This is a genomic window from Nostocoides sp. (assembly GCF_037045025.1).
GTDB lineage: Bacteria > Actinomycetota > Actinomycetes > Actinomycetales > Dermatophilaceae > Nostocoides_A.
Genome location: NZ_JBAOHM010000007.1, coordinates 555,669 through 573,130 on the forward strand (window position 1 = coordinate 555,669; position 17,462 = coordinate 573,130).

The 17,462-nt window shown below is 67.5% G+C and carries 8 protein-coding genes; all 8 read right to left on the reverse strand.

Going from position 1 to position 17,462, the window contains the following annotated elements:
• Positions 1-7 precede the first annotated feature (7 nt).
• The 8 genes from V9G19_RS07340 to V9G19_RS07375 all read right to left on the reverse strand — a co-directional run bounded on the left by V9G19_RS07340 (position 8) and on the right by V9G19_RS07375 (position 17,186).
• Positions 8-1,186: a hypothetical protein gene (locus tag V9G19_RS07340; RefSeq protein WP_462284813.1), complete on the reverse strand. Its 1,179-nt coding sequence runs from the start codon at positions 1,184-1,186 to the stop codon at positions 8-10.
• A complete protein-coding gene (locus V9G19_RS07345; protein WP_462284814.1) occupies positions 1,183-2,181 on the reverse strand; it encodes a hypothetical protein in 999 nt (332 codons plus the stop codon). The genes V9G19_RS07340 and V9G19_RS07345 overlap by 4 nt, the downstream gene beginning before the upstream one ends.
• A 36-nt stretch (positions 2,182-2,217) precedes the next feature.
• The gene (locus V9G19_RS07350) at positions 2,218-4,854 is read right to left on the reverse strand and encodes a GAP1-N2 domain-containing protein (RefSeq protein ID WP_462284815.1); all 2,637 of its coding nucleotides are present in this window, start codon (positions 4,852-4,854) and stop codon (positions 2,218-2,220) included.
• Positions 4,851-6,464, reverse strand: a complete 1,614-nt coding sequence (locus V9G19_RS07355) for a hypothetical protein (protein WP_462284816.1) — start codon at positions 6,462-6,464, stop codon at positions 4,851-4,853. The genes V9G19_RS07350 and V9G19_RS07355 overlap by 4 nt, the downstream gene beginning before the upstream one ends.
• Positions 6,465-7,535: 1,071 nt before the next feature.
• Positions 7,536-10,190, reverse strand: coding sequence for a hypothetical protein (locus tag V9G19_RS07360; RefSeq protein ID WP_462284817.1), 2,655 nt, complete (start codon positions 10,188-10,190; stop codon positions 7,536-7,538).
• 19 nt (positions 10,191-10,209) lie between these two features.
• A complete protein-coding gene (locus tag V9G19_RS07365; protein ID WP_462284818.1) occupies positions 10,210-13,677 on the reverse strand; it encodes a tubulin-like doman-containing protein in 3,468 nt (1,155 codons plus the stop codon).
• Positions 13,678-13,698: 21 nt separating this feature from the next.
• On the reverse strand, positions 13,699-16,809 hold the full coding sequence (locus V9G19_RS07370) for a vWA domain-containing protein (protein WP_462284819.1): 3,111 nt from the start codon (positions 16,807-16,809) through the stop codon (positions 13,699-13,701).
• Entirely contained in the window at positions 16,806-17,186 is a 381-nt protein-coding gene (locus V9G19_RS07375; RefSeq protein ID WP_462284820.1) for a hypothetical protein, read from the reverse strand. Before V9G19_RS07375 ends, V9G19_RS07370 begins: the two co-directional genes overlap by 4 nt.
• Between the last annotated feature and the right edge of the window lie 276 nt (positions 17,187-17,462).

Below are 17,462 nucleotides of genomic sequence, written 5' to 3' on the forward strand. Positions count from 1 at the left end.
CTAACTACTATCTAGCGGAGACTATTGCGGGAATAATCCCCTTTTTGTGGAATATCCACAGAAGTGGGTCCAGCACGCGGAACGGGGTGATCCCGCGTGGCGGCAGAACCTGACCATTCGCCGCATCACCCAACGCCGATGTCGCGAAGAAGCGATGCGGCAAGACCGTTTTGTTGGCGGGATTCTCGACCATATTGACGATGACGGTCCCATTGAGCAGCATCAACGTCGAACGCACCTCTTCGCTCAGCAATTCGGCGGCATCGACGTCATATCCTGGGCCGGCGCCCTGGGTCCGTTGCGTTGATTCGCGGACCAGGGTGGTTCCCGGATTGGCGAAGACTGGACTAATCGGGTTGTTGTGTCCCGCCAGCGTCTGCAGGGCATCGACCTTGGCCAGACAAACCGCAAGGTGCGGCCGGCCGGAGCCGATGTATCGCAGCACGTTCTGCAGGACCCGTTGCGGCTCCTGCTCCGCGCTCGGTCTCTCTTGGGGCGGGATAAGGTTCTCCAGCGCATCGCGGATGCTCCGGATCGCCAGCGGGTCGAAAAGGAAGATGATGAGATCGGCGCGACCCAGGAAGCTTAAGTTGATGCGGCTGCTGTTGACCTCCAAGTCCTCGCCGGCAATATCTCGGATGGCGAGGTAGCGACGCTTGCCGCCGATCTGGCCGAGGCTGTACATAACCGACCGGGCAGTTCCGGGAGGAGTCGGTGGATAGATGTTGCCGGTGAGAATTTGCTCGATGTATTCCTCCCTTTCATCCGTTCGAGAGTAGCGCTGCTCAAAGTTCAGCGACGACCGAAGCTCTTCGATGAGCTTCTCCAGGAACAGTCGCATCACACCGATCGAGACGGACTTGCCGGTCGCCCGCGCCCCGGCCAGCGCAACGCACGTCACATCGGATTCCCCGATATCCTGTGGTATCTGATAGCGGCATACGGTGCATGCACGTTCCATCTCGTGGCCGCAGGAGGTGCAGAACTGATCCCCCGACGGCCGCCAGGTCCCCCGGAAGTCGCTGGGCCGCACCTCCTCCCGATGCTGCTTGACCGTGAACTTATTACCGAGATAGGCCTCGGCTAGCGGCTCAGCCGTGGACTCCTCGGAACACTCGCTGTTTGCGCAATGAAAGCGCGCACGAGTGGGGTCCAAATCACTGAAACACAACGGGCATTTACTCATGTGCTCACCGCTCGTCCGCAGGCGCTGTTGGCGTCGAAGCAGCCCCGGAGTAGATCCTTGGCGAGGCTGGGCAGGCGAGCATCGTCGAGGGGACCAGCGGGCCAGACGGTCACATCCACCGGTCCCACGGTCGGCGGAGCTGGGGAAGGGTTGGCGAGCACAACCAGGTGGCGAGCCTGCATCGCGACGTCGACGAAGTCGGCCAGCCTGCCGGGAACGTCGTCGCTGACGAGATAGACAACGGTCAATTCGTTCCCGGTCGTGCTGGCGATGCTCGGTAGGTCCAGCGAGCAACCCAGGCCGTAGGGCATCGCGTCCAACGCGACAAGCAATGCCTCGGCGTTGTCGAAGCTGCACTGTGGCGCGGTAGCCAGATGCCATTCGAGGCGTTTGCTCTTGCCGCCGAGCATCGCGTGTATCCCCGTGAGTGCCTCCACCGCCTCATTGAGGCAGTCGCGTGCACGGGCCGTCTTCATCGAACCCGAGGCATCGACCACCACCACGACATGGGCACGCTGGGTCTCGGGAACGCTTGCCACACCCAGCGCGTGCCGCGCAGCCGCGGCCATCCGAGTCGCCTTGGGGGTCAGGACGTCCTCCTCGAGAATGCCCGCTGGGCGAGCGAACTCAAGCCAGTCATCGGCCACGGTGAGCGTGACCACGTCGCAGGCGGGCATCCCACCCAGGCCGGTGACGCTCCATGCGATGACATCGCTACCGACGGAGGCGGCCACGCGCAACGGAGGGCTCGTCGGGAAGGGACTCCCGCTGGCTTGGGCGACCGACAGCGTCACCTCGCGGGGCAAGTCCTTGGCGTCCCGATTGAACATGCCGAGATAGCCGACACTCTGCGGGATCCATAGCCCCCCGATGGGGGCACCCGGATCCGCGGTGCGCAAACGAACAGGGACCGACTCTTCCCCGATCCTCGCCTCGAAGGTCACCCGCCCCCGGCGCAGTCGTACCGGGCGCTCTCCCAGCTCATAGTTCGCCATGTGATTCTCCCTTGCGGCAAATTCCCGCGCTGCAATTCATCGGCCGAAGATCCGGCCGCCGACGTTTCGGAGCCGCTCGCCGACTCCTCGATTCCCACTGACTCGTCCGAACCAGCTGCGCGCAAAGTCCAGGATCTCGGGGTCCTCTCCGTACCTTGCGGACGTCACGTTCAACAGGCCGTCCCGGCAGGCGGTCAGAGCCTCCTTGTCCAAGCCCGCGAAGTACTGCGCCAGACCAACCGTCAACGCCGGTTGCCCGCTCGGATCGAGGATGGCGTGGGTGACCATATGCGGGCTGGTCGGCGCCGACGGCTTGGGGAAGCCGGGGTCGCACACCATGGCTCGCGCGGCGATGACGTCGAGGCGTCTGGCGGTGGTCTGCTCGGTCATCGGCAGGCTAAGCAGGGAGGCGAAGAGGGCAGCCGCCCCGGGCGCAACGCCCGGGGGCTGCAGCGCCGCCAGGGCCCCAGAGGCGGCCTGATTCAGGTTCGCGAACTCGGCGGCAGCGGCGATGTAGCCCGCCCAGAACGGGCCCGCGGGTTGGCGTGCGGATAGCCACAGCGCATCGAAGGCCTCGAGGACCTTGTCGGCGTAACGATCGACAACGACGTCAACGGTGGGGGCGCCCCAGGCAGGCTGGGTCATGAGGTGGAGGACATGAAGAGCGTTAGCAATCCCGGGTCGGTCGGCGGCCGGAACGAGGTCCCGCAACAAGCTGAGAACGTCGCTCGCCTCGGCGTCGCCGGCACCGACGACGGCGGCAGCCACCTGGGCATCCGACAGATGGTGCCCGGCCGAGATGAGCCGGCGCGCTTCGGCCGCCCGTAAGGGGCTGGACTCGCCAACGGCGGCGAGGATTTCGGCGAACTCGCCGTCCCGCTCGGGCGCGGGCAGGGTGATCGCATGTTCGAGCAGTTGGCTTCTGGCCGTGGCTCGGTGTGTCTCGCTCACTCCGTCCACCGCCGCGCGAGCGAGCGCCTCGAGGTCGAGTTGAGACGGCCACGCAGACCTCGTGCTGGTCGCCTCCTCCCCCGGATAGAGCCAGTCCAACACTTCCGGTGGCACCCGGTGACCCACGGGACTCGGGGCCAGGGTGCGCACGTCCATCGGCCAGTCCGCGAGCGCCGGCCGCAGCAGGTCCTGGCGGGTGCCTTCACAGGGGTGGATCATCGACGTCAGCCGGTCACGCACGGCGGGATCGGCCAACGCGGGACGAACCGCGTGATCGAGAGCGCCGACCAGGCGCCCGTCGAGCACAGCGTCCGGGTCCGTGGTTGGCCAGCCAACGCGCACGAGTAGGTCGGCGAGATTCACCATCGTGACGGCGCGAGTCAGTGGATCGGCATACGCCGCAATCCGATTGAGAGCCACTGCGACCTCGGTGCTGAGGGCAAGGTCGCCCGAGGGATCCCACGTCGGGTCCCGGCGAGCCGGTGCGCCGCCTCCCTGGGTGAGCCACGCGTCGTCCGCGACGGCGCGCCCAACGTAGATCCTCTGCAGAACCGATGTGATCGGGCCTTGGGCAGCGTCCGTCACCGCTGCCCAAGCATCGGCGGCGGACTCACCGGTGTGGCGGGCGACCAGGTCCACCGTCGTGTCCATGAGGTCGAGGTGCCCCGCCAGCTCCGGCGGCGTCCCCGCCCGTAACGCGGCGGCAATCGGGTGCGAGAGGAAGTCCCAGCTGTCCAATCGACGAGCCATGGCCATGGCCAACGGCCAGTGCCGGACTAAGCCGTGGTCGCCGACACGGCGCGCCAAGTCGTCGACCTCGAGGAGAACCACCTCCGGATCCGGGGCGAGACTGAACATCCCCACAGCGAGAGCCCCCCACGCGTCCCCTCCCGGCGCCCCGTCAGCTCTCCACTCGCGCAGGGGGCAGTCGTCCGTTTCGCGCAGGATGGTCAACTTCGGGAATCGCTCGCGGACGGAATCGACACCGCTGGTCGGTATGCAGATCAGCTCGAGTCGAGGGGCACGGTCTGACTGAAGGGCACGGCTGGTCTCCCAGACGCCGAAGCCAAACTGGGCGGCAGCGCCGGGTGACATCAGGTGAGCGAGCGCTCCGATCCACAAGGCACCCGCATCCGGGCTCGAGACGCCAAGGACGACCGGGCCACGCTCTCCCCGGGGAATTGCCAGTTCGTCGCAGAGCCGCGACAACACGCCGAGGCGCCACACGGCCGGGTCGAGAAGGAAGTCGCACACGGGCCGGTGCCCGACCATCTCCCCGGAACTCGGCGCCACCGCGGGTAAGGCAGCGGCCCCGACTTCCGATGCACCGTATGGCGTGACCCAGTCCGGGGAGCGCCAGGTGTCGATGACGCGTTCCCCGTGATGCGCGGACGTCCGGTCGAGCACGGCATGCACGAACACATTCCCCGGTCGCCCGCTCTGGTCCGATCCTGCCGGCGCGCTGTGCCACGTGGCGGTCGTGTGCTCGTCCAGCGAGACGGAGACGAGGTTGCGATTGAACCGAGCAACCTCGTCCGGCGCAGCGAACCGGGGCAGTTGCTGTCCGAAGTCGGTGCGCTCGGGATCGGCTCCGCGCACGAGCACATCCTTCTCTGCCGCGGTGGGCTCCCCCGCCTCGGAGTGGATGCCGAAACCGCCACGGCTGGAGGTGTAGGCGATTTGGGCGAACCGGCTGGTCGGCCTGCCAGCGACATCCGTCATGATCCCCACCGCAATTGCGCCACAGGTGGATCGAGGACCACGATCTTGCTCAATCGGTCGACCCCGACCGAGGGGGCAACGAACAGGCGGACGTAGCCGCGCGCCGAGCCCCCAGGTATCAGCACGCGCCACCGCGGCGAGCCTTGTCCCCCCATGAGCGTCGCAGGTTTGATCACCAGGCTACGAACTGCATCCGGGGTGTCGTCCGGGACGGCTTCCAAGACCTTCCCATCGCCCGCATGCATCGGCAGGCGGTCGTCGCGGAAGACGGCCAGGAACGGCGGCGAACCGGTGACCTGGTCATGGGGAGCCCACAGGACGATCCTGGCGTGGTCGACGGGTCCGACGCGATAGCGCCGGCGGACCTCGACGGAGTAGTGAATCAGCAGCCGTTTTGCGAAGGGCACGCTGGACGCTGCGCTTGTGACCTCGCCCCGGACACCCGTAAGGAAGATCGCGGCGTCCTGGGGAAAGCGAGCGGAGAACCGCATCCCGCCGTGGCGGCGGTAGTCCTCCTCCGAGACCTGGCAGAAGGCCGTCCCGCCGCACACCGACGTGGCGTCCGCGCCGATCGGGCCGACGTGTGCCCGGACGTAGGTCGCCCCCGGTGGCCAGACGAAGGTCACGACTTGCTCGGTCACCCGGTCAACGAGGCGGGGATCACCCGGCGGGACGATGCTTTCATCAGTGACCGGCTTCCCGGGAAGGGCACGGTTTCCCAGGACGGTCACCGGCACGAAATGGACGCGGGGCCAGTTGGGTGGCCACACCACGCCGAGCATCTGGGCCGTGCCGGGCCCGTCGGGCAGTTCGACCGGATTGCGGCACTGTTCCCGGTCGGTGAGCCCCATCTGCGGCAGCGCGCCCTTATCGACTTCAACCCCGACGATGCCGGCCACAATCGGTTGATCGACCCGAAAGATGATGCACGTGCCCACGGACGGTGGCGTCCATTCCAGGTTGACGATTCCCGGCTCGAACTTGGTTGGTGGCTGCATCTGATGGATCGTCAGATCAGTGACCTCACGAAGGACCGCGGGCCATTCCACGTCGAGGTGCACCGGATCCGAGCTTTCGATCGCCCCGCGCGCATCCCGCGCCTCGACGACCATGCGGTAGGTGTAGGTCGTGCCAGCCTCGCCGCCACGGTCGACGCATCCGGCGAGGTTGGTACTCCCGGGCTCGACTTCACGCAGGTCTGCGCCATGGCCCGAGGGGTCACCGCTCGAGAGCCGATAGACCCGGACCCGCTCGGCGCCCCTGGGGCAGGTCCACGCCAGGTTGACCTGACCGTAGTCGGGCACGCCCGACGGCCCCTGGATCATGCCCACGCGAACACATTCGGCAATCAGCCGCGGTTGGCTCGCCTTTGCGGCAGCGATCGACTCCCCGCTGTTGGCCCACACCTGGACGTAGCGGAAGAGACTGCTGACGGGCTCGGGATCAACGGCCGACGTCGACATCGTGGCGCTCAGCAGCTCGCCCATCTCGGGGAGCAACGGGCGCTCACCGGAGACGATCACGCGGTAAATGGTCCCGGGCGCCGGGTCGGCGGGCCAGTGATAGGCGCTCCCCGCCTCGGTCTGCGCCCAATCGATCTTCGTCGTCACGGGAATAGCTACCGCACTGGTCGCTTCGGCGTATCCGGCAGCGAGATCGTCGATGCCATCCGCGTCGCTCTCCCCACGAACGTCCGAGCCCGCTGGTGGCGCCGGCGCGGTGGGACCAGGTGCGGGAGGAGCTGGTGCGGGAGGAGCAGGTGCGGCACCAGCACGTGAGGTGGGACTCGGTGGTGCAATGGGACTGACTGGTGACGGTGCCGGCGCAGCATGCGAGCGGCTGATTCCAGGAGCTGATCTGTCACCCTGCGCCGGTCGAATGTCCGGCGCAGCCGCACTCGGCGCAGACGAGGACTTAGCGGGCGCCAGGGAATTGGCCTGGGGGGCCGGCGTTGACCCCGCGGCCCCGGCATACCACGACGTGGGTGGGTAGATTGGCGTGGACGTCGACGGGTTCCACGGTGTTCGTGGCGAGGCTGGGCTGCTGGTGGCAGCAGGCTCTCGAGGTGACGACTCTGGGCTCTCGCTGGTAAGTGAACTGCGTGGCCTCGTCTTGACGACGTCATCGACGGAGTCCGCGGCCGTCACCGACGGTGGCGAGGCTTGGGTAAGCAGGTCATAGATCTCGCGGGCGAACCCGGCCAGACTGCTCACCCGGTGTCCGACGTCATCCGGCGACCGCATGGGCGCGACCAGACGCATCAGCGACTGATCGTTCGCTGCCTGCGCGTCGAGGCGTCCGTCCTGAACTGCGCGATCACGCCAGGCCCGCAGTCGCTCCATCGGACTGCCAGGGCGTCCGGTGGTGGCTTTTGCCGGCCGATCTGGGGAGTCGGGTGACGGGTTGTTTTCCCGTGGGGCCAGCGGGGCGGGGCGCAACAGGTCCGGCGTCAAATGCACCGCCTCCCAGGTCACGCCGAATCGGCTCTGACTCTGGAGAAAGGCAATGACGTGTCCCCACTGCGCGACGACCGGGGACGGCTGGTCGGGGATCCGGCCGTGTGCACAGATGGCGCTCAGTTCGGCCTCGGAGGGCAACGGTGAGACGCCCTTGGCCACCATGGCGGCGCGCCAACGGAGAAGGATGCAGTCCTTCTGGTCACACACGACGGATCCTCACAGTCAAAAGACGCGGTTGTCGATTGGTTCGGGGTCTCGGGGCCCAGGGATCGGAGTCTCCGCGGACCCAATCGTCTGGTCAGGCTGGCGGGGTTTCCCCGGCGAATCCTGTTGCGGTTGCAGATCCTCCGGCGGCATCGCGTCGGAGGACTGCGTGAGAACCACAGTCCTCGACAGCCCTTCGGCGCGCTCCTCGCACCACGTGGTCACCGGTCGGGTCAGGTCTCGCGTGACGGCTGCCGCAGAGAACAGTTCACTCGGGAACCCGGTCGGGTGGCTAACCTGCCCGGTCAGCCCGCCGAGGAACTCGGTCAGGGTCTCGGTCGCCCCGCTCTCGGTGCGGACGTGCCCCAGTAGGGCCTCCAGCTGGGGGCGTGCCGTGGTCTGCAGTGCGGACACGATCGCGTCCCACAGGTCGGCCCCGGCGACTCCCGGAACTCCATCGCGCTGGAGTGCGGCGACCCACATGGGCAAGAGGGTGTCTTCCTGGATCGCTCGCTGGCGGTAGAGCAGTTGGGGCTCGTCGAGCAGGACGGTCCCTCGAGCGCCGAGAAGTGAGCCGGCCGAGGCCAGGAATGTCCCCCAGACACCGTCGAGCCAACCCACCGGGAAGACCTGGCGCCGGATCTGGGTGGCCCTGCGGGCGACCTCCAGGTCGTTGACTTCGGCCCGGCCGAATTGGATGGCGAGGGGATGATCCGTGCCTGGTCCGCGACCATCGCTGCCCTCGGCACTCGCGCGTCCGAGGGGATCGCCCGCGAAGATGGCCAGGGCCTCCGCCCACAACTGCAGCAGCCGATAGGCATCGCCGCAGCGCCGCGCGTCGCGGATCGCGGCGGCGAGGTTGTATTCGGCCGCATCGGCCTTGCCCAGTGCTTGCGCCCGCATGTTCTTCAGCTGGAACAAGCGGTGCTGTCCCCGCATGAAGGTGATCACGGACCCGATCAGCCACCCGAGAATCCACACGGCGATCGCGATTGCGGCGATCAGCCAAGCGATGATCGACAGCGCGCCGAGAACAACCGTGGCGACGACCAGCACGAGTGCCACGATGACCAGCAGGCGCATCCGCTTGGCCAGACGCCCCTGCTCCTGACGGATCTCATCGGGAAGTCCGGAGGTTGCCGCCGCCGCCTGGAGGATCTTGGTGTTCTCGGCAATCTCCGCGAGTCGCTGCTCGAACTCATCGGACAGCCGCAGGGCGACCTTGGCGGTATAGGTCGTTCCGACCCGACGCCACCAGCCCTGGAACCTCTCCACGACCCCGCTCGCCTCGGCCCCGGCCACGGGGTCGGCGGCCAAGCCGTTGAGCGCGTGGGCAAAGCGGCGAATCGCCAAGGCGTCATACGGCGCGAGCGAATCCGTCCGGGTCGCTGCGCGCACGCCACCAGGGATCTCCGTGAACGCATCCGTGACGCTCGACGGCGCGAGCATCCGACCGGAGCGCAGAATTCCCAGTTCGGTGCCGATGCGCGTCGCGTCCATATCGGATCGTCGCGGCTGCCCGTCAAGCAGCGTCAGTCCGCCGGCGACGAAATCCTGCCAAAGACTGTCGAGCCGGGCGTGGACCTGGTGACCCTCCCCCGCCGGGCCGAGGCTACTCTCCAGATCGCCGAGCGCGCGGACCTGCGCCTCCCAATTCCCACCGTCTCCACCTCGCACCCCACCCACCACCACGGCGAACGCGCTGTTGTGGCCGAAGATCGCCTTGGTCGCCGCATTGGCGGCCCAGGCCTTGCCTGTGTAGATGACCCGATTCGCCCAATCCAATGGTGCGTTCTTCAACGCCGCCCACAGGAACGACCACAGCATCCGGAATGCTTTCCAGAGGGTGAGCGACTCGATCGGCGGCACCTGCGGCTGCCGCCGCGCACTCATCAAGACATCGCCGTGTCGGTTCCACAGGGCGGCCGCCATGTCGAGGTTTGCCCGGTCGATGTTCTCGATATATGTCGCGCTCGTCGTCCCCCCTTCGTAAACGAGGGGATAGCCCTCCGAAAGCCCTAGCACCTGGGCCTGCATCGCCTCGCGCACCGCTCCTCCGTCGAGGTGGCGGGCAAAGGCGCGCAGCACCCTAAATGACGCGCCGGGCGGGGGATTTTGCTCATCGAGGGGGCCGGCATCGACGCTGTCGAAGAGCGCACCGATCACCGCGACGGCAGGCAGCGCGAACCGCGCCACGTCGTCGTCGGTTGCCGTGCCTTCCAGTGTGGTGTGGGCACGGGCCGGGCCGGAGGCATCGTCGGGGGAAATGACCAGGTTGTGCCAGCCAACGATCGCCGTCAACGCCGCTGTGCGAACGCCGAGCCGGGTGACGAGCACCTGCGCCTGGGTGGTACGCATCTGGCCGCCCGCCTCGCGGACTCCGGCGAGGACGAATTGGGCCGCCTGGGTGGAGTCGGCTCCCGGCTCGAGGTCGCTGGTCAAAGCAATAATCCGCACATGAGCAGGGGATCGGCGCGCGAGAATGTCCCCCATTGAGGAGACGGTCACATCCCCCGCCTCGATCAGGCGCGCCACCAACGCGCGCCCGGCGGCGTCGGGCCGCGCGACCCACACAAAGGGCCGGATCAGGCCGGCAGCCGACCAATCTCGCAAGGCAGCCGGAATACACGCCAGGCCCGGGCTCTCGGTGACGATAATCGTCAAGTCATTCATCGGCATACGATCCTGGTCTTTAGAACGTGGAGTTCATCAGCGCGGTGGTGCCCGGGTCGGCGGCACCGATGGGAGCGTCGGTGACGGTGTCGATTAGGCGTGGCAGGACGACCATCAAATCGGGCGCGAGATCGCGGAAGTAGGGCACCTTTTCGCGTTGATCCGCGGTGTGGATCTGGGCGAATTCCCCGCGACCGTTGCTGTCGAAGTGCTCGGTGACGAGGCTCAGGATGGAGTTGAGCCACTCCAAGGCTGCGGTGCGGCGCTCTTCTCCGGTGGAGGTGGGCTCCAGGCCGGGCACACGGGAGCCGGGCCCCGGCGGGGTCCGGCCGTCGGTGAGCCAGTTCGCGATGGCGCCCGCGGCGCGCAGCTGGAACATTCCCGCGGCCACCTGGGTGGGTCCGTCGGGGTTGTCGTCCCAGAGCCGGCGCAGCGATTCATATGGGGCCATGGCCTGCCCGACCGGGCTAGCTCCGAAGTTGGCGACGGCCAGCAAATGGGACTCCAAGACAGCAGGGAGCCAGTCGAAGTTGCGCAGGAATCGCTCCGGGGGCGTCAGCAGCGGGTTGGGGAAGGGCTGCCAGGTGTTCTTCTGGTGGTCCCACACTCGCACGGGCTGGGTGTAGGGCGGCGGCGGGATCTCGATCTCGCCGGTGATCTGCCCCAGGAACCAGCCACCGATCATCGCCTGTCGCTCGGCGTTGCTCAGCGCCAGCGCCGCGGGAAGGGGCCGGCTGCGCCGCCCGTGCCAGAACGTAGTGCGAGCATCCGCGGAGAGCGACTGCGCCCATTGGGACCGGGTGGGCTCGAGCAGGCCGGAATAGACGACCGGCAATTCGTTGGGGTAGTAACCGAAGACGTCGATGCGGGTCGCCGGAGCCTGGCTCAGCGCGCGCGTGAGGTTCTGGGTAGTGAGGGCATCGACCGAGGCGTCCTGGGTGACCAGGGCCTCCAACTCGGCCGCGATCGGCAGGCCGGCGAAGGGGATGTCGGAGAAGAAGAAGTTCACCGTTGCCGGGCCATCATGGACTTCGTCCACAACCTGCGGGCTGACCTGGGCAAAGGGGACCGCCTTGGTCAGAACCTGACGGAACTTGCCGACGACTTCGTCCCCGCGGTGTCCGCCGCCGGAGTCGAGATAGGACCGGATGGACTCACCGACGAAGATGGCGAACGAGGACTGGGTCCGGTTGACGTACTGCCGCGCCCGGTCCAAGACGTTGGTCGCCGTGACATGCACCGTGTAAACCGCACGGGTCGGGATTTGCGGCTTGCCGGTGGCCGGGTCGATGGGCAGCGACTTGGCGACGAACGGCGGATCGGTCGTGATCAGGCCGCCGGGTGGTGAGTAGCCGCCCGCAGTCGCCCACAGGCCGGTGACGACCGCCTGGATGGTCCGCCGGCGCGCCTCCGCGGGCGCGGGTGGGGCCTCGTCGCCGTCGGACTTGCAGGCGGCGGCCTGGTCTCGCAGATATTGGTCGGGGAAGGCGCTGGCCGGGGTGAGCAAGACCTCGTTGTCGGCGGCGCTCCATCGGGCATCGACAATGGCCTCCCCATCCGCAGGCCATAGGGCGTACTGGTAGGTGGCGACCGTCGCCAGGCCCGTGCGCGTGGCGGCGGTCTGCTGGGCGGTCTCGACATCTCGCAACGCGGCCATGACGGCCTCGCCCAGGGGAGCGAGCACACCGCTGGAGATGTCGCCGAGGATCTGGGCCGCCAGGACGCACCACTGCCCTCGGGCGGAGACGTCGATCATGGCGTGGTAACGCTCGCGGACCTGATCGGCCAATTCCTGCCCGCGGTTGATCACCCCTCGAACCGAGGACGCCAGTTCACCCACGGCCGGTGGGATTTGCTCCGCATCAGGCGTCTGGGCGCCCAGCGCCGCCAACCCGGCAGCGCCATAGTTGCCGGACAGGTGCTCCTGGAGCACGGACACCAGTTCCTTGGCATAGACCAGCCCATGGGTCGCGATGGCCTCGCCGATGACCCGCTCGATCCGGGCAACGAACGCCCCTTCCCAGGTGTAGGCCTCCGCATAGGCGGCGTCCTTGGCCAGCTGGGCCAACCGAGCCCGCTTGGCGGCCAGGAAGTTCATCAGGGTCGGCATGAACTGCTCCGCCGGCATCCCGGCGGTCGCGACCGGCATCTCGGCCGCCAGACCTCGCTCGACCACCGATCGGGCGATTTGCGCCGACTTTTGTCGCGGCAACCCGAAGTCGTATACCCAGCGCACGAGCGCCTGCGGGTCTTGGCCGCCACCGGCAGGGAGGCCGAGTTGGCTGCATACATAAGGCCATTGGGAGGTGACCAGTGCCCGGGCCTGCAGTTGTCCCGAGTTGGGATTGCCACGCTGCAAGTGCCCACCGATCAGGTGGTCGAGCGCGGCCCGAGCCATCCGCTGTGCGGAATACTCCGCATAGCGATCTCGGCCCATGGACAACGAGGCGTACCCGATCGATCCCCACTGGATGTCGGGGTTGTTGTGGGCGCCCCACCCGAACGCCGACACCCGGGTGTGCGCCCGTGGAGTGAAGTTCTCCAAGATGAACTTGCGGTAGTTGTCCAACGCCTTTTCGCTCACGGTCAATGCCGCCAGACACTGGCCGACGCCGCGATAGATCGTCTGCATATTCCCGTCGCCAAATGGCGTCCCCGCCGTGCCGAGGAATCGCCCCACCGGAATGACCCGAGCGAAGGGAACCGGCGCGGCGCCAGTCACTGGCGCTCCGACGGCGGCGAGGAGTGCCAGATCGTGTTCATGGGACTCCCCCAACTGGCTGGCGACGATCTCACCGAGCATTGCCAGAGCGTTCGGGCGCACGCCGGCACGCAGCGATGCCGGAATCGAGTCGAAGACATCCGGTGAACACATGAAGACCGACATCAACGAGCTGTCGACGATCTGGCCGAGGATGCGGCACACGTCGAGGGCAATCGAGGCACCAGTGCCTCCGGCCATCGACGACAACACGATGGTGTATGACGCCTGCGACGCGTCATACGACTCCCCCAGCGCCCGCGCTACGGCATACATCTGGCTGGTCGACTCGGCCGATTTCATCCCGTCGACGACCGACTTGAGCTGCTCGATCAGGCTGGGGGCGCGCGAGGCCAGCAGGACCCTACCGAGAACCCGTTGCTGGCCAGCCCCAAGTTGAATGGGCACGTTGACGCGATCGGGTCGTCGCGGGGCCCACGTTGCGATGTGGCCCACCGCGCTGCCGCTCGTCACCGCCCGGTCGACAATCGCGTAGGACCCGACCTGAGGCGCCAGCGCGATGTATTTGCCGCCCAGATCCCATACCGTCCCCAAACCAGGGGCCACCTCATCGGGTGCCGGGGGGCAATCGACGTGAACAAATCCCCAGCCGCCCGGCAGGTTCTCGATGCCGTGGCGGCGCAGGTCGGAGCGCAGCTGGTCCATCAGATAGCCCAGCAGGGCCCCGCCGGAACCACCACAGCCCACGAACAGGATGTTGCGCACAGGATTCTCCTTTGCGGCGCGTCAGCGCGCTTGGTCGGGGTTGTCGAGGGCCGAGAAGTCGAAGCTCGGTGGTGGGGGCGTGCGGTTCGCCTCCGGCGCGGCAACCGGCGGCTCGCCCTCGGGCTTGGGGCGAGGTTGCGTCTGCCACTGATCGGGATCCTCGACCGAACTGCCAGCCCGTGGCATCGTCACATCGTCCGGGTGGGCGAACGCCGCTCCCGTACCTGCGGGGGCGCTGGCGGGTTGGCTCGACCAAGGGTCGGTCTGCGGGCTCGGCGGCACGGGTCCGGTGGGGGCCCATGGGTCTGACTGGCCCGACGAAGACACCGTTGGAGCGGCCCACGGATTGTCGGTTTCGGTGCCGGGGGAAGGCTCGGCGAAGGACCACGGGTCTCCCGCACCGGCCGGTTCCGGCGACTGCCGCGTTTCCGCCGCGCCCGAAGGAGCGGAGCCAAACACCCCGGCCTCCTCCCACGGGTCGCGGGTGGCGGTCGGCGAGTGAGTCCAGGCGGCGTCGGGGTCGGTCAGGCGCGGGCCCGGTTGCTCGCCGCCGCCGGGATCGGTGAGCCCGGTCGATGCCGCGGTGGACGCGGCCCCGGCCAACTCGAGAAGGCGCTGGGGAACCTGGCCCAGGGCCTCGGAGATCAATCCCTGTTTCTTGTCCGGCGAGGCGTCCCCGCCCACGAGCAGAAGCAGGCGGCCGTGTCCCGGCCCGCGTTCCGGTGCATTGAAGAGCGCCCAGTTGTTGTGTATGGCGAGCGGCAGTTCCGCGGCACCGTCCTTGCGGGGGGTCGTTCGGGTGGCGGAGATGCCGGCGGCGCCGGCGACGCTGGCGAGCACCTGTCCCGGGCCGAACGGCGACCACCCGTTGCTCACCCGCAACTCGGCCGGACCGATGGTCAGCCGGGAGGCTCCTCCGGCCGGGATCGGGATCGGATCGCGCAACTCGTGCGGTTGGACGGCAAACGGCATACCGTCTCGAACGACCTGCCCACCCTCGAGCGCGATGTCGAAGACGCCGGGAATGAGCGGCAGCGGCGGAATCTTCGAGTTCAGCCGTTTGACGAGATACATCAGCGCAACGGGGATGCCAATGCCGAGAGCCAGCGCAACGAAGAAGGCGAACAGCTTCTTGGTGGTGTTGGGCGCTTTGTCGAGGTTCGCGGTGAACGCCACCGGTTTCGTGCGGGCCCGATCCAGTTCGCCTTCGGGAGCGAGGTGGGCGGTGACCGTGCCGGTAACGGCCCCGTTCGCTGCCGCCGTGGACGTGAACGTGATCGGGAGGGTCCCCGACTCGCCCTGGGCCAGCCGCAGGCAATTCGAGGACGAGTTCGCCGAACTCGTAACACCGATCTCCCCGGCCCTCTCCGGGGACGCAGTCACCGCTGGTGCATCGATCCAGACGCAGCCTGGCCCGGTGACCTTCAGGGCCGCAGCTGCCTTGGCGGCGCCCGTGGAGGTGCCGAAGTTCACGGCGTCAGCGACGATCGGGAAGTTGACGGGGGGAAGCACCGCGACATCGAAATCGGCCGATTCCGGGCTCAGCTTGGTGCCGGGGATCCTCGATCCCTTGGCCGGTTTGACGGGCGCGGTTGTCAGGGCAACGGTGGCCGTCAGAGTTCCCTTCCCATCGGCCGCGTTGGTCAGATCGAGCGTCAGTGGCTCGCGCAGGGCCGCCGCGTCAAGTCCGGCCGCGACGGGGAGTCGCTTACCTGCCGAGTCGGTGAAATCCAAGGACATCGCGAACGTGCCCAGCAGGTCGGCCGGGTTGATGACGCTTCCGTCGTGATGCTGCAGCCCGATCTTAACCGGCGCCGACTTCTCGCCAGCGTAGATTTTGTCGGGCAAGGTGATGGCCGGCTCCACGTCGGCAGACAGTTCGAGGTTGGTAATGGACTTCGCGTTTCCGGAAGCCTTATCGGGGTCGACGAAGACGACCGACCACACTCCGGTCCACGTTCCCGCGGAGGCGAAGTCCAAGGACGTGGTCCGTTGCGAGAGCCCATCGCTGGTCACCGTTGCGGCGCCGACGCGGGTTTTCGTCTCCTGCTCCCTGGGCAGTTCGACGGCCTTGCCCGTGGGCGGGACGACGAAGAGTTTGAGTCCTGGGACGGTCGCCGACGCGGTGATATGGACCCGCGTTATCGAGTCATCGAGCACGAATCGGTGGGAATGGGCCGGGCAGATCTGACCCTGGCAGACGCCGAGGCGCTGTTCGATCGGGAGTTGGCCGGGCGTGCGGACGGCGTCGAAGGCGAGGATGAGTTCGTCGATATCGGTGGCCAGGTGGAAGTCCCCCGTCCCAGACGCCGACACGGCACCACAGCCGTTCTTGCCCAGGGCGATTGCCTCCATCAGGTCGAAGTCGGCCCGGGTCGCGGTCCCCGCGGCAAGCCCCACAGCAAAGGTGGCGACATCGGAGGAGCGGACCTGATCGGCCACCCCGCCCTTGCGGCACAAGTCCTTGCTCGCCGCCGCGGTAGCGGCGGCGTTGTCGGTGGACTTCGAGTCGAGGTAGGGCTTGGTGACGGACTGTTGCTTGCCATCAATCACGGCCGTGTAGGTCGAAAAGGCATCGAGCTTGCCGTCGCTGAACCACAGGATTGCCTGACACGTGGAGCCGCCCTTTTGGGCACGTTCGGCCAACGCCTTGCGTGCTCCGTCCAGCGCCATCCAGTAGTCGGTTTGGGCACCGGTATTCCTGGCCCGGAAGGCCTCCAGGTCGGCCTTCAGCTGGGGATAGTCCTTGCCCGCGTCGAGCCACTTCCCGGACGCATCCTGGACGTTCTCGGAAAAGCCCATCGTCTGGATGGCGATCTTGACACTGGTCTCAATACTCAGCGCGCTCCATTGCTTGACCAGGTATTGCGCGGCGTCGACGCGCGCGCCGTTCGGGTCGCTGGTGGCAAGTGACCCGGACTCGTCCAGCAGCAGAACCACGTCTGCCGTGCGCTTGCCGCTCATGCAGGAACCGAACTTGGCGATGCCGCTCGAGGCGGCGGACAGGGCCGCTTCGGCAGGTTGCTCGCCGGCCACTGGCTGTGCCCCCGTCGATGGGACACCGATGCCGGTCAGGCCGGCCAGACCAAGCGAGAGAGCAATCCCGGATGCGAGGCTACCGACGCGGATCATCGGGTGGCCACCCAATCCGCGATGACGTATGCAGAGACGACCACGCCGAGCAAGGCGGCCACCCCCACGGCGATCGAGGCTGGTCGCGCCCAGTCCCCCTCGTAGAAGGCGCGTGCCCGTTGCCGCTCGTCGAGCCGAACGAACTGGCCCAGAACGAGAACGGCCACCGGACCGGCGAGGAGCCAACAGATCGCGGCGAGGACAAGCGACCGGTCGAGCACGAACACGGCGGCCAGTCCACCCACGAGCGCAAGGCTGGCACAGGCGGCCGCCGCGGCGATCCACAGCGTCGGTGGCTTCCCCGGAGGAAGGGCAACCCCGCCCCCGCTATTCGGATCTGGCACGTCGTAGCCCCACGGGTCGGCATTTCCACTCATGGGTGTGGCGGGTCCGCCAGCTGGTTCAGGCCACTCGAAACTCGGGGCTCTCGTCATGGGGGCGCGCTCAGGTGATCCGAGGCTCGGGGCCGAAAAGGCGGGGCCCGACCCGGTGCCTGCAGCGGCCTGAGTCCCACCCTCCCCGCCAGGGGGGTCGTCGAAGTTCCAGCTCATGATCGTCCTCCCGCACCAAGTGCCAGCCCTGGCCCGGCACCGCCGAGTAGTCGGCGCCAGCCATGGTCAACTTGCCGCGAAAGGTGGGTAACAACCAGTCCC